This window comes from Novosphingobium nitrogenifigens DSM 19370, from assembly GCF_000192575.1.
Lineage (GTDB): Bacteria > Pseudomonadota > Alphaproteobacteria > Sphingomonadales > Sphingomonadaceae > Novosphingobium > Novosphingobium nitrogenifigens.
On the sequence record NZ_GL876926.1, the window covers coordinates 1,207,308 to 1,221,570 of the forward strand.

The window sequence follows — 14,263 nt, forward strand, 5'->3', positions numbered from 1 at the left end:
GGCCACCCTCCGACGGAGACATGACCCGATGAAGAAGATGAGTCTGCGCGCCTCCGCCATTGCTCTGGTTTCCGCTGCAGCACTGGCATCGGGCCTTGCCCTTGTCAGCACCGCGTCGATCGCGGGCGGCCTCGACACATCGTCGGTGCCCTATCCCGTCGCCGCCGAACAGTGGCCCTTCTCCGGCGGGGATCAGGCCGGGACCTATTTCTCGGCGCTGACCGACATCAACGATTCCAACGCCGGACAGCTCGGTTTTGCCTGGGCGTTCGACATGGGCACCGACCGCGGGCAGGAAGCCACGCCGCTGGTGATAGACGGCGTCATGTATACCTCGGGCGTCTGGGGCATCGTCTATGCCCTCGAAGCGACCACCGGCAAGCTGCTGTGGCAATTCGATCCGGGCATCGACCCGATGTCGGCCCGCAATGCCTGCTGCGACACGGTCAACCGCGGCATCGCCTATCGCGACGGCATGGTCTTCGTCGCATCCGAAGACGGCAAGCTTCATGCGCTCGATGCCAGGACCGGCGCCGAGAAGTGGCAGGCCGACACCATCATCAACCGCAAGGAAGTCTATGCCTCGACCGGTGGCGTGATCCTGACCAAGGACGCGGTGGTGATCGGGAATTCCGGTGCCGACCTCGGCGACGGCTCCTCGCGCGGCTATATCTCGGCCTGGGACCTCAAGACCGGCAAGTTCAAGTGGCGCTTCTTCACCGTGCCGCCCGCGCCGAACCAGCCCTATGAACATCCCGAGCTCGAAATGGCAGCCAAGTCCTGGGGCCCCAATCGCGACGGGCGCTACCAGAACGGCGGCGCGGTCTGGGACGGTCTCTCCTACGACCCGGAAACCGACCAGATCGTCTTCGGTACTGCCAACGCGTCGCCCTATCTGCGCGTGAAGAACGCGGCCGAGCGCCACGACGACCTGTTCAACGCCTCGATCATCGCGGTCAATGCCCAGAACGGGCGCATGAACTGGTACTATCAGGAAACGCCGGGCGATTCCTGGGACTACGACGCGGTGCAGAAGTTCATCTTCGCCAACCTGCCGTTCGAAGGGCAGAAGCATCGCGTGGTCATGCAGGCCTCGAAGAACGGCTTCTATTACACGCTCGACCTCAAGACCGGCAAACTTCTCGGCGCTGACGCCTATTCCTACGTCAACTGGGCCAAGGGCGTCGATCTCAAGACCGGCCGCCCGCAGTTCACCGAAACGGCCGACTACACGCTCAAGCCCAAGAACGTGTACCCCTCGTGGGCCGGGGCGCACACCTGGAACCCGATGTCGTTCAGCCCGCAGAGCGGTCTGGTCTACATCCCCTCGCTCGATGTGCCCAACGTCATCCTCAACATGGCGGACAACGGCGGCAAGCTGAAGCATATCGAAGGCTTCTTCAACGCCGACGGGATCATCCCCGACGAGACTTACGATCCCGCCGCGATGAAGCGCCTGTTCGGCCCCATGCCCGACAAGGCCGAATTGCAGAAGGAACGCCCGGGCACCAAGCTGGTCCGCGAAATCCTGAAAGCCTGGGACCCGGTCAATCACAAGATCGTCTGGCAGCAGGTCACCTCGGAAGGCAATCGCGGTTATGACGGCGGCGTCCTGTCGACGGCAGGCAACGTCGTCGTGCAGGGGCGTGGCGACGGCACCCTCTGGGTCTACAACGCCAAGACCGGTGCCCCGCTCAAGACCATCCAGACCGGCAGCCACATCATGGCCGCGCCGATGACCTACAAGATCAACGGCGTGCAGTACGTTGCAGTTCAGGTCGGCTACGGCGGCTCGGGGATCAGCTTCCCCATTCCGCCTTCGAGCGCGGCCTATCGCAACATGAACACCAACCGCATCCTGGTCTTCAAGCTGGGCGGCGGCGAGGTTCCGCAACCCGAAAAGCGGGTAGCGCCGTTCGACTACCCGGCCCCGCCGCCGTTCAAGGCGACGCAGGCCCAGTTGCTGCACGGCGAGGAAAAGTTCACCGAATATTGCTCGCGCTGCCACGGCTTCGGCCCTGGCGTCACTCCCGACCTTTCGCGCCTGCCCCCCGAAGTGCACGCCATGTTCAAGGACATCGTGCTCAAGGGGGCGCTGGCATCGCTCGGCATGGCTCCGCTCAACGATCTGGTCAGCGAAAAGGACGTCGAAGACATCCACGCCTACCTTCTCGACACCGAGCGGCAGGGCTATGAAGCGCAAGTGAAAGCGGGCAAGAAACCGGCAAAATAACAGGTTGGCGCGGCAAGCCGGCAAGGGGTCGGCTTGCCGTTTGACCGGATCCTTTTGACTAGCAAGAGTATTTCATGGCGCAGACCGAATCGCTCGACCATTCACTGAAATCGCGCCACGTGACGATGATTTCGATCGGCGGCATCATCGGCGCGGGCATCTTCGTCGGGTCCAGCGTCGCCATCCACATCGCGGGTCCTGCGGTGCTGGCAACGTACTTCCTGTGTGGGCTCCTCGTCTTCGTCATCATGCGCATGCTGGGCGAAATGGCGATGGCCCGCCCCGGCGTCGGTTCGTTCACCGGTTATACCTCGCTCGGTCTCGGCCCCTGGGCCGGTTTCACCAATGCCTGGCTCTATTCCTATTTCTGGATCATCACGATCGCGGTCGAGGCGATCGCGGGCGCCAACATGCTGATGCCGTTCATCCCCTTGCCGATGTGGGCGCTCGCCGCCCTGCTGATCGCGGCGATGACGGCGGTCAACCTGATGTCGGTCAAGACCTATGGCGAGTTCGAGTTCTGGTTCGCCAGCCTCAAGGTCGTGACCATCATCGGCTTCATTTCGCTCGGCCTTGGCTATGTCTTCGGCTTCGGCCCTGGCCTTGCCGCCCTTGCCCATCAGTTCGAACAGCACGGCGGCTTCACCCCTTCGGGCTGGAGCGCGGTTTTCCTTGCGATCCCGACCGTCATCTTCTCGATGATGGGCAGCGAAGTGGCGACCATCGCGGCCGTTGAAACCGAAGATCCGGCGCGCAACGTCGTTCGTGCGGGTCGTACCGTCGCCCTGCGCATCATGTTCTTCTACATCGGGTCGATCACCGTCATTCAGGCGATCCTGCCCTGGGATCTCGTCGAATCCGGCAAGTCGCCCTTTGTCGCAGCCCTCGGCATGATCCATATCCCCGGCGCCGAAGCCCTGATCGGCGCGGTCATTTTCACCGCGATCATCTCGTGCCTCAACTCGGCGATCTACGTCACGTCGCGCATGCTTTATGAAATGGGCCAGCGCGGCGATGCTCCGGGTCTGTTCACGCGGGTTTCCTCGACAAAGGTGCCGGCAGGCGGCATCATCTTTGCCTCGGTACTCGGCTTTGGCGTGGTGCTGACCTCGGTTCTTTCGCCCAACGGCCTGTTCGCATTCCTGGTGCAGTCGTCGGGTGCCACGATCCTGTGCGTCTACCTCCTGATCGCCTTCGCCCAGATCCAGCTGCGCAAGCGTCTCGAAAAGTCGGGCGAAGTTCTGGGAGTGAAAGTGTGGCTGTTCCCTGTGGTCAGCTATGCCGCCGCAATCAGCATCCTGGCCGTCCTTGTCATGATGCTGCTCTCGCCCGACCAGTATCTTGAAGTCCTGCTCTCGACCGGCGTCTTTGCGGCCTGTGTCGTCGCCTACTGGATCCGTGCCCGGATCGGCCGTGCGCCGGTCGCTCTGGCCGAAGGCGCCTGAGCCCATGCGGTTGCAGGTTGCCCTTGCGGTTCTGTCTCTTCTGGCGAGCGGAACGGCCGGGGCAACCGCACCGATCGCTCTTGCCGTCAGCAGCCCCGACCTTCCCGCCGGAAAACTCATTCCCGACCTTTTCACCGGCCGTGACTTTGGATGCACGGGGGGAGAGGTCTCCCCCGAGATCGTCTGGCGCGGTGCCCCTGCGGGCACGAAAAGCGTTATGGTGACGATGTACGATCCCTATCGCCCGCCCCAATCGGGCTGGTGGCACTGGGTCGTGATCGACATTCCCGGGACGGCAGATCACCTGCCGCGCGGCGCAGGCAATCCCGACGGCCCCCTTCCCGCCGGAGCCCGCATGGCCCGCCCCGACGGCGATGCACCACAACCTCGCTATTACGGCCCCTGCCCCGACAAGGGCGATCCGGCCCATCATTACGTGATCACGGTCAAGGCGCTCGACATCGCCCGGATCGACCTGCCGGACACCGCGACGACCGCCGACTATGACTACGCGACAGTCGGCCACGTCCTTGCCGAAGGTCGGATCGTGCGCGACTACCGACGCCCGTAACCGGTTCAGAAACGATTGCAGGATACCGCCCTGCGTGCCACCAGTCCGGCTTGAAAACCGGATAAACCGGCGGGACGAGGAAAGGACCGACAATGCAATCGGATGCGAACGGGCTTATCGGCGCGATTGAGGCAGGCGGCACCAAGTTCATCTGCGCTCTCGCCCGCCACGACGGCACCATCGTCGCCCGCACCCGGATCGCCACGCGGCACCCGAGCGAGACATGGGCGGATGTGGTCGCCTTTTTCCGCACCGCTTCGGCCGAACACGGAGCGATCGACAGCTTCGGCGTCGCCAGTTTCGGCCCCATCGACATCGACCCGACTTCCCCGGCCTATGGCACGATCACCACGACGCCCAAGCCCGGCTGGTCCGGGGCGCGGTATCAGGATGCACTGGACGAATTCGCCGTACCCATCGTGGTCGACACCGACGTCAATGGCGCTGCCATCGGCGAATGGCTCACCGGCGCGGGCCAGGGCGTAAAGACCATGGCCTATACCACCATCGGCACCGGGGTCGGGACCGGGATCGTCCGCGACGGTCGCCCGATGATGGGATTTTCCCATTATGAAGCGGGCCATATCCGCCCCCATCGTGATCCCGCCGCCGATCCGTTTCCGGGTGTGTGCCCCTATCACGGTGACTGCGTCGAAGGACTGGCGAGCGGTCCTGCCATTCTCAAGCGGTGGGGCAAGACGCTCGACCAGCTGGCGCAGGCGCCTGCCGACCTCCTGCTCGTCGCGGGCTATATCGCCGATCTCGCGGCCGATCTGGTCCTGCTGCACATGCCCGATCGGCTGATCTTCGGCGGCGGAGTGATGAAGACGCCCGGCCTCGTCGAAGCCTTGCGAAAGGCGACGGAAGAGCGGCTCGGCGGCTATGTCCGCCATCCCCGTCTCGATCCGGGGCTCGAGACGTATCTCGTGACGCCGCATCTGGGTGACGATGCGGGGATTACCGGCGCCATCGAACTGGGACGCCACGCGCTCGTTCAGCGCTGAACCGGCGCCCCGTTCCTCCGCACCCACAAGGTCGCCATGGCAGCCGCGATCAGGCATGCTCCGCACAGGCGCATCATCATCCGCGGATCGCCGCCCAGCAGTTCGCGATAAAGGCCGAACCCAAGCGAAAGGGAGCCGATGTCGAGGCGCCCCATGACAATGGAAAAGAGCAACATCGGCACCACGATCATCACGTTGTAGAGGCCCATGTAAACGCCGATACGGGACGCCGGGACGACCTGGCCCAACAGGGTCGGTGGATTGCCCATGATGCTGCCCCAGGCAAGGCCGATCCCAAAAGCGGGCGCGAAAACCCCGACGGGCGCGGTCACGAACGGCAAGGTCATCATCCCGACGCCGCCGCAAAGCAAGGCAAACGCATGGACCGATGCAGCCCCGATCCGGCGCGTCACGGGAACCATGGCAAATGCCCCGACACAAGCGACGAGATTGTAGAAGGTTGCCATTTCGCCAAAGGTCAGCACCGCGCTGTGAAAAGCGGTGCTGTGCGGGTCGGCCGTATGCCCGATCGTGCGGGCCAGCGAATAGACCGCGTAAGTCCAGTAGCCCCACATCCCGAACCACTGGAACAGGCTCATCACCGCAAGCCTGCGCATAGTCTGCGGCATCGCGAGCAGGGCGTTGCCGATTTCGGCAAGGACCGCCATCCCACCGTTGCGCCGAGCGCGGATCGCGGCCTTGTCGTTTTCGGACAAGGGCAATTCGGGCACGCGCAGGATCGACCACAGAACCGTCGAGAACGACAGAACCGCTCCAAGCGCGAAAACGACGCGCACGGTATAGGGAATGTGATGGGCATCGACCCAGTCACGGTCCATGCCCAGCCCGACAAGGATCGACGGCGTCAGGAACGCCACCATCTGGGCAAGGCCGGTAAAGGCCGACTGGGTCAGGAACCCCAACGCCTGCTGCGGCGGATCGAGCCTGTCGACGACATAGGCGCGATAAGGCTCCATGGTGATGTTGTTGCCCGCATCGAGCAGCCACAGAAGCGAAACCGCCATCAGGATCGACGAGGACAGGGGCATCAACGCCAGTCCCACTGACGTCATCACCGCCCCGGTCACGAAATAGGGCGTGCGCCGCCCCCAGCGCCCGAACGTGCGGTCGCTCATCGCTCCAATCAGGGGCTGGATCAAGAGGCCGGTCATCGGCCCTGCCAGTTGCAACAGGGGCAACTGGCTCTCGTCGGCGCCGAGATAGCTGTAGATCGGCGCCATATTGCCTTGCTGCAACCCGAAGCTGAATTGGAGCCCGAGGAAGCCAAGGTTCATTTCAAGAATACGCCCCAGCGCAAGGCGCGGGCGATGGGCAGTCATGGCACTCTCTCCCTGAGGCTCACCGGCCTCTTGCGACCGGAGTCCCACAGGAAGAGAAATCTTACAACAAGACCTTCCGCCGACCGCCCTGCCCCTTGGGGCAAAGGCGGTCGGACCAGAAGACGGCAGGGCCCGCCCGAGAGAGCCGACCCTGCACCGGTCAGCCGAGAATGCCGGGCAGATCGAGACCCTTTTCGCGCGCGCAGTCGAGCGCGATGTCATAGCCCGCGTCGGCATGACGCATGACACCGGTCGCCGGGTCGTTCCACAGCACGCGCTCAAGCCGCTTGGCAGCTTCGTCGGTGCCGTCGGCCACGATCACCATGCCCGAATGCTGCGAATAGCCCATGCCGACGCCGCCACCATGGTGCAGCGAAACCCAGGTCGCGCCGCTCGCGCAGTTGAGCAGGGCATTGAGCAGCGGCCAGTCGGACACGGCGTCCGAACCGTCACGCATGGCTTCGGTTTCGCGATTGGGGCTCGCCACCGAACCGGAATCGAGGTGGTCGCGACCAATCACGATCGGCGCCTTCAGCTCGCCCTTGGCCACCATTTCGTTGAACGCGAGGCCAAGGCGGTGACGGTCGCCCAGACCAACCCAGCAGATGCGCGCGGGCAGACCCTGGAACTGAATCTTTTCGCGCGCCATGTCGAGCCAGCGATGGAGGTGCGGATTGTCGGGGATCAGCTCCTTCACCTTCTCGTCGGTGCGGTAGATGTCTTCCGGATCACCCGAGAGCGCCGCCCAGCGGAACGGACCGATGCCGCGGCAAAACAGCGGACGGATATAGGCCGGAACGAAGCCGGGGAAACCAAACGCACCGGTCACGCCTTCGTCGAAGGCCATCTGGCGGATGTTGTTGCCATAATCGGTGGTCGGCACGCCCATGGCCTGGAACGCCAGCATGGCTTCGACATGGCGCGCCATGCTTGCCTTGGCCGCCTTGGCGACGACTTCGGGTTCGCGCTCGCGCTTTTCGACCCATTCCGCGACCGTCCATCCGGCCGGGAGATAGCCGTTGATGGGGTCGTGCGCGCTCGTCTGGTCGGTCAGGAGATCGGGGCGGATGCCCTTTTCGATCATTTCGGGCAGCAGTTCGGCGGCATTGCCGAGCAGGCCCACCGAGACTGGCTTGTTCGCGGCGCATGCCTCGGCGATGATCGCCATGGCTTCATCCAGCGTATCGGCGCGGCGGTCGAGGTATCCCGTGCGCAGGCGCATGTCGATGCGGCTCGCCTGGCATTCGATGGCAAGGCACGAAACCCCGGCCATGACGGCTGCCAGCGGCTGTGCGCCGCCCATGCCGCCGAGCCCGGCGGTCAGCAGCCACTTGCCCGACAGGTCTCCGTCATAATGGCGACGGCCCATTTCGACGAAGGTTTCGTAAGTGCCCTGAACAATGCCCTGGGTGCCGATATAGATCCACGAACCGGCCGTCATCTGGCCGTACATCGCCAGACCCTTGCGATCGAGTTCGTTGAAATGCTCCCAGTTGGCCCACTTGGGGACGAGGTTGGAATTGGCGATCAGCACGCGCGGCGCATCGGCATGGGTCCGGAACACGCCGACCGGCTTGCCCGACTGGACCAGCAGGGTCTGATCGTCTTCCAGCTTGCGCAGCGTCGCGACGATCTTGTCAAAGCTGTCCCAGTCGCGCGCGGCGCGACCGATGCCGCCATAGACGACGAGTTCCTCGGGCCGTTCGGCAACGTCGGGATGCAGGTTGTTCATCAACATCCGCAACGGCGCCTCGGTCAGCCAGGACTTGGCCGAAAGCTCTGTTCCGGTCGCGGGACGAATGACGCGGGTATTGTCGATGCGGTTGCTCATGCGGGTTCTCCGGTGGCAGCAAAGGCAAGTGCGGCGGCGAGCACCGCGCGCAAGGTGGGGGCAACGGCAGGCGTCGGATCAAGCGGCGTCGGCCAGTTGGTGAAATCGATCGTGTCGGGTTCGGCCATGTACCCGCGCATGGCGAGTTCCATCTGCACGGCATGAACACCCTCATGCGGGCGGCCATAGTGCCGCGTGGTCCAGCCGCCCTTGAAACGGCCGTTGACGACGTGAGACATGCCCGAGTTGGCACAAATATCCGCGATCGCGCTTTCCAGTTCGGGCGCACAGGTCGCGCCGCCGTTGGTGCCGATGTTGAACTGCGGCAAGGCGCCGTCGAACAGACGCGGGATGTGGCTGCGGATCGAATGCGCATCATAAAGGACGACACGCGGATGGACCGCACGCAGGCGCTCGATCTCTCCGGCCAGCGCCGCGTGATAGGGATCGAACCACGCGGCCCGACGCGATGCGATGTCCGCAGCATCGGGCCCTTGTGCGGGATAGAGCGCCTCTCCGTCGAACGTGGTCGTCGGAACCAGTTCCGTCGTCGCCTGCCCCGGATAGAGCGAAACGCCCGAAGGATCGCGGTTGCAGTCGATCACGCTGCGGCTGATCGATGTGGCAACCAGCGTGGCACCGATGTCCCGTGCAAAGGCATAGAGATCCGCAATCCACCAGTCGGCATCCCGCCGCGCCAGCCAGGGCGAGACGAAGCGGTCCTCAAGCCCCGCCAGATCCGCCCCGCCGTGCGGAAAGGCGACGACGAGCGGCGCCTCCCCGCGATGGATGGTAAGCCAATCCATCAGCAGACGCCCGGCAAGGCCTGCGGCAGGCCCGGCACCACCACGTCCGCCAACCGGCCCGCACGAATGAGCGCATTGGCCGCTTCCATGTCGGGATGGAAATGGCGATCTTCATCGAGTGCGGGAACCTGCTCACGCAGCAACCCGCGAGCCGCTTCGAGCGCAGTCGAGGAATTGAGCGGCAAGTGGAACTCGCACCCCTGCACCGCCGCCAGAAATTCGATCCCGATCACCGCTTCGGCATTGGCGACCATCGCGGCAAGGCGGCGGGCGCCGTGCGCTGCCATCGAGACGTGGTCTTCCTGATTGGCGCTGGTCGGAATGGAATCGACACTGGCCGGATAGGCCATCTGCTTGTTTTCCGAAATCAGCGCGGCAGCGGTTACTTGCGGGATCATGAAGCCCGAGTTGAGCCCCGGACGCGGCGTCAGGAACGCCGGGAGACCCGACAGCGCCGGATCGACCAGCATGGCAATGCGGCGTTCGGCAATGGAGCCGATTTCACAGATCGCCAAGGCAATCATGTCCGCCGCAAAAGCGACCGGCTCGGCATGGAAATTGCCGCCCGAGAGCGCCTCGTCGGCTTCGGGAAAAATGAGCGGATTGTCCGAAACGCCGTTGGCTTCGTCAGCCAGCGTCGCTGCCGCCTGACGCAGAACGGTCAGGGCTGCGCCCATGACCTGCGGCTGACAGCGCAGGCAATAGGGATCCTGGACGCGCGGATCGTCGTCGCGATGGCTGGCGCGGATCGCACTGCCCGCCATCAGTGCGCGCAGGGCTGCGGCCGTCTCGATCTGTCCGGCATGACGACGCAGAGTGTGAATGCGCGGATCGAACGGCGTGTCCGAACCCTTGGCCGCTTCGGTGGAAAGCGCACCGGTCACCAGCGCTGCCTGGAACAGGCGTTCCGCGCCAAACAGCCCGGCAAGCGCATTGGCCGTCGAGAACTGCGTCCCGTTGAGGAGAGCCAGGCCTTCCTTGGGGCCCAGTTCGATCGGGGCAAGCCCTGCGCGTTCGAGCGCCTCGGTCGCAGGCAGCCGTTCCCCGGCATAGTCGATTTCACCGACCCCGATCATGGTCGCGGTCATGTGCGACAAGGGGGCAAGATCCCCGCTGGCGCCCACCGACCCCTGCGCCGGAATGACCGGCGTCAAACCGCGTTCGAGCATGGCTTCGAGCAGGGCAACCGTTTCGGGCCGCACGCCGCTTGCCCCTTGGGCAAGGCTCGCGAGCTTGAGCGCCATCATCAGGCGCACCACCGGGACCGGCGAAGGCGCTCCGGTTCCGGCCGCATGACTGAGCACGATATTGCGCTGAAGCCGGGCAAGGTCAGCATCCTCGATGCGCACGCTCGCCAGTTTGCCAAAGCCGGTATTGATGCCGTAGACCGGCTCACCCTTGGCCAGAATGCGCGCGATCGCCGCAGCCCCGGCTGCAATCGCGGGCGCACAGGCCGGATCGAGCCGCGCCGGAGCGCCACTCCACACGGCGCGCCAATCGGCAAGGCTGACAGCTCCGGGCGAAAGAACAATCGTGGTGGTCAACGACCCCTCCAATGACGCGCATGAAGGGGCCGCCCTCCGATGCGATAGACAAGTTCGGCGGGCGCAGTGACGTCCCAGATGGCAAGGTCGGCCCACTTGCCGGGCACCAGCGCCCCGATATCATTGCGCCCCAACGCCCGCGCGGCATGGAGCGTCACCCCGGCGAGACATTCCGCCACCGTCAGGCGGAACAGCGTCGCTGCCATGTTCATCGTCAGCAAAAGCGATGTCATCGGGCTGGTGCCGGGGTTGCAATCGGTGGCAATCGCGATCGGCACTCCGGCGGCCCGCAGGCCCGCGACCGGAGGCAGTTTTTCCTCTCGCGTGAAATAGAATGCGCCGGGAAGAAGCGCGGCAACAGTGCCGGATGCAGCCATCGCGGCAATCCCGTCATCATCGAGATGTTCGAGATGATCGACGGACAAGGCCCCGTGACGCGCGGCCATCGCGGCCCCATGCAGGTTGGAAAGCTGCTCGGCGTGAAGCTTGACCGGGATGCCCAGCGCCTCGGCCGCGCCGAACAGGCGTTCAACTTGCGCAGGCGAAAAGGCGATGCCTTCGCAAAAGGCGTCGACTGCATCGACCAGCCCTTCGCTCGCAAGAGCGGGCAGCATCACTTGCGCCACTTCGTCGACATAGGCGTCCGAGCGCCCGGCGAATTCGGGCGGCAAGGCATGGGCACCCAGGAAAGTCGTCGAGACCGAGACCCCGAGGTCGCGCCCCAATTGGCGGGCCGCGCGCAGCATCCGCCGTTCCGCACCGAGTTCAAGACCATAGCCCGACTTGATCTCGACCGTGGTGACGCCGTCGGCCAGAAGCTCGGCAAGACGCGGCGCGCTTTGCGCCACAAGATCGGCTTCGCTGGCGGCACGGGTTGCGCGCATCGTCGAAACGATCCCGCCCCCTGCCCGCGCGATTTCCTCATAGCTTGCTCCGGCAAGACGGGCTTCGAACTCGAGCGCGCGGCTGCCGCCGTAAACGATATGCGTGTGACAATCGACGAATCCCGGCGTCACCAGACGTCCGCCGCAGGCGATCGTCCGTGCTGCCGCAAAATCGGGCGCACCGTCCGCAGGACCGGCATAGACAACCCGCCCGTCACGAGACGCGACAAGACCGTTCTCGATCAGCGCGTCGGGCACTTTTGGATCGGCCATGGTCAGCAGCCGCGCACCGCTCCAGAGAGTGTCGCAGACCAGCGCGTCGGACATCGGGGAGGCCTCCTTGCTGAAAGGGAATTGCACAAGCCGCAGAGGCGAAGCGATCATGGTTGTTGCCTCGCGTTTCGATTATGTATAGACATTATTTGCACGCCGCAAGCGCCTTCTGCGCAGCCCGAAAGAAAGGAATTCCGCGATGGTTCAGCGTCTTCACTTTGCCAGCGCGCTCTGTCCCGACGGTTGGCACAACGACGTGCGGATCACCGTTGGCGAGGGACGAATCACCGCGATAGATACCGGCGCGCCCCCCTCACCCGACGACGAACACCACGCCATCGGCCTTCCCGGTCTCGGCAATCTGCACAGCCACGCCTTTCAGCGCGGGATGGCGGGGCTCGCCGAACGACGCGGCACCAGCGACGACAGTTTCTGGACCTGGCGCGAAGTCATGTATCGCTTCCTCGAACGCATGGGCCCGGACGAATTGCGGGCGATTGCCGCCCTTGCCTATGTCGAGATGCTCGAAACCGGCTTCACCCGCGTCGGCGAATTCCATTACCTGCATCACGATCCGGCCGGGACGGCCTATGCCGACCCCGCCGAAATGAGTGCGGCAATTGCAGCAGCGGCAGACGAGAGCGGCATCGCCATGACACTGCTGCCGGTATTCTATGCCCACGGCGGCTTTGGCGGACAGGCACCAAACGAGGGGCAAAGGCGGTTCCTCAACGACCTCGACAGCTTTGCCCGGCTGCGCGACCATGCAGCACGCGCGCTCGGCGCGCTGCCCGACGCTGTGCTCGGCCTTGCCCCCCATTCGCTGCGCGCGGCAACGCCCGAGGACCTGCGCGGCCTCGAAGCGATGGCAGGGCAAAACCCGATCCATATCCACATCGCCGAACAGGTCCGCGAAGTCGACGACTGTCTCGCCTGGAGCGGCGCCCGCCCGGTCGAATGGCTGCTTGCCAATGCACCGGTCGATGCGCGCTGGTGCCTTGTCCACGCCACGCACATGATGGAACAGGAAACCCGTGCCCTTGCCGCGACTGGTGCAGTTGCAGGGCTGTGCCCGATCACCGAAGCCAATCTGGGCGACGGCCTGTTTCCGGCAGAGGACTTTGCCAGAGCCAACGGCCGCTGGGGCGTGGGCAGCGATTCCAACGTCATGATCGACGCCAGCGAAGAACTGCGGCTCTATGAATACGGACAACGCCTCACCCGGCGCGGCCGCAATCTTCTGGCGCAAGGTCCGGGCGGCAGCACCGGGGCCGCGCTCTTTGGCGCCGCTTTCGACGGGGGGGCGGTGTCGCTGGGCGGCGCGACCGGGCTCCGGGTCGGACAAGCCGCCGACCTCATCAGCCTCGAGAGCAATCATCCCTGTCTGATCGGGCGCAACGGCGATGCCTTGCTCGACGGGTGGATCTTTGCCGCCGGGCGCGCTGGCGTCGATTGCGTCTGGCGTCGAGGCGCCAAGGTGGTATCGGGCGGTCGCCATCACGCGCGCGATACCATCGTCAACCGCTATCGCGCCGTTCTTCCCGGATTGATCGCATGAAGCCAGCCCCCTTGCACGAACGCATCCGCGCCGAAATCGAGGGCGCCATTCTGGAAGGAAAGCTGCGCCCGGGCGACCGCATTCCCAAGGAAACCGAGCTGATGGCCGAATATGGCTGCGCGCGGATGACCGTGAACAAGGCCCTCTCCGCGCTTGCAGGAGCGGGCATGCTCGACCGACGCAAACGGGCCGGCTCGTTCGTCGCGCAACCCCGCACCCAGTCGATGGTTCTCGACGTGCCCGACCTCGGCGCGGAAATCGCCGCGCGCGGTCAGGATTACCGCTGGCAACTGGGGGCGCGGACCGTGCTCGGCGGCGACCATGATGATGCCGAGGCCTTGGGTGCGACAGGCAAAGTGCTGCGCATTACCGGGGTACACTATGCGGACGGGCAGCCGCTTGCCCACGAAGACCGGCTCGTCAATCTGGCAATCGTTCCCGAGATCGCCGAGGCTGATCTTGGCGAAACGCCGCCCGGATCATGGCTGATCGCACATGTTCCGTGGACCGAAGCGGAAAACCGCATCAGCGCGGTTGCCGCCCCTGCCGCAGTCGCCCGGGCCCTCGGCATTCCGCGCCACAGCCCCTGCCTTGTGCTGGTCCGCCGCACCTGGCGCGGCGAAGACACGATCACCCACGTCCGCCAGCATTTCGTCGCCGACCGCTACGAACTCGTGGCCCGCTTCGGCGCGACCTCTGCGTAAAGGACGCCTGCATAAAGAAAGGGGCGAAGCCGCGCGCGGCCCCGCCCCTTTCGATGCGCCCCAAAGGGTT

General features: G+C 64.8%; 11 protein-coding genes. 6 read left to right on the top strand and 5 right to left on the bottom strand.

Annotation, left to right across the window (positions count from 1 at the left end; translation table 11 throughout):
* The first annotated feature begins 28 nt into the window (after positions 1–28).
* From Y88_RS05660 to Y88_RS05675, 4 genes are all read left to right on the top strand, one after another.
* Positions 29–2,233: a PQQ-dependent dehydrogenase, methanol/ethanol family gene (locus tag Y88_RS05660; RefSeq protein ID WP_008067088.1), complete on the top strand. Its 2,205-nt coding sequence runs from the start codon at positions 29–31 to the stop codon at positions 2,231–2,233.
* A gap of 74 nt (positions 2,234–2,307) precedes the next feature.
* Positions 2,308–3,678: an amino acid permease gene (locus Y88_RS05665; RefSeq protein ID WP_008067090.1), complete on the top strand. Its 1,371-nt coding sequence runs from the start codon at positions 2,308–2,310 to the stop codon at positions 3,676–3,678.
* A gap of 4 nt (positions 3,679–3,682) precedes the next feature.
* Complete coding sequence (locus tag Y88_RS05670) at positions 3,683–4,249, top strand: YbhB/YbcL family Raf kinase inhibitor-like protein (protein ID WP_008067091.1); 567 nt, start codon at positions 3,683–3,685, stop codon at positions 4,247–4,249.
* Between the two features lie 92 nt (positions 4,250–4,341).
* Positions 4,342–5,253 carry an ROK family protein gene (locus Y88_RS05675; protein WP_008067092.1) on the top strand — a complete coding sequence of 304 codons (912 nt, stop codon included), beginning with the start codon at positions 4,342–4,344 and terminating at the stop codon, positions 5,251–5,253.
* Here the strand turns inward: Y88_RS05675 and Y88_RS05680 are convergent.
* The 5 genes from Y88_RS05680 to hutI all read right to left on the bottom strand — a co-directional run bounded on the left by Y88_RS05680 (position 5,244) and on the right by hutI (position 11,985).
* Positions 5,244–6,593 carry an MFS transporter gene (locus tag Y88_RS05680; protein WP_008067093.1) on the bottom strand — a complete coding sequence of 450 codons (1,350 nt, stop codon included), beginning with the start codon at positions 6,591–6,593 and terminating at the stop codon, positions 5,244–5,246. The genes Y88_RS05675 and Y88_RS05680 overlap by 10 nt on opposite strands.
* A gap of 160 nt (positions 6,594–6,753) precedes the next feature.
* Entirely contained in the window at positions 6,754–8,424 is a 1,671-nt protein-coding gene (gene hutU / locus Y88_RS05685) for a urocanate hydratase (RefSeq protein ID WP_008067094.1), read from the bottom strand.
* Entirely contained in the window at positions 8,421–9,230 is an 810-nt protein-coding gene (gene hutG, locus Y88_RS05690; RefSeq protein ID WP_008067095.1) for an N-formylglutamate deformylase, read from the bottom strand. The genes hutU and hutG overlap by 4 nt, the downstream gene beginning before the upstream one ends.
* Complete coding sequence (hutH, locus tag Y88_RS05695) at positions 9,230–10,774, bottom strand: histidine ammonia-lyase (protein ID WP_018075729.1); 1,545 nt, start codon at positions 10,772–10,774, stop codon at positions 9,230–9,232. Before hutH ends, hutG begins: the two co-directional genes overlap by 1 nt.
* Positions 10,771–11,985 (bottom strand): imidazolonepropionase, encoded by a 1,215-nt coding sequence (gene hutI / locus Y88_RS05700; RefSeq protein WP_008067097.1) that lies wholly within the window; start codon positions 11,983–11,985, stop codon positions 10,771–10,773. The genes hutH and hutI overlap by 4 nt, the downstream gene beginning before the upstream one ends.
* A 145-nt stretch (positions 11,986–12,130) precedes the next feature.
* On the opposite strand from hutI, the gene Y88_RS05705 reads away from it, so the two are divergent.
* Together Y88_RS05705 and hutC are read left to right on the top strand one after the other, a co-directional pair.
* Complete coding sequence (locus tag Y88_RS05705) at positions 12,131–13,489, top strand: formimidoylglutamate deiminase (RefSeq protein ID WP_008067099.1); 1,359 nt, start codon at positions 12,131–12,133, stop codon at positions 13,487–13,489.
* Positions 13,486–14,193 carry a histidine utilization repressor gene (gene hutC / locus Y88_RS05710; protein ID WP_008067102.1) on the top strand — a complete coding sequence of 236 codons (708 nt, stop codon included), beginning with the start codon at positions 13,486–13,488 and terminating at the stop codon, positions 14,191–14,193. The genes Y88_RS05705 and hutC overlap by 4 nt, the downstream gene beginning before the upstream one ends.
* Positions 14,194–14,263: the final 70 nt, after the last annotated feature.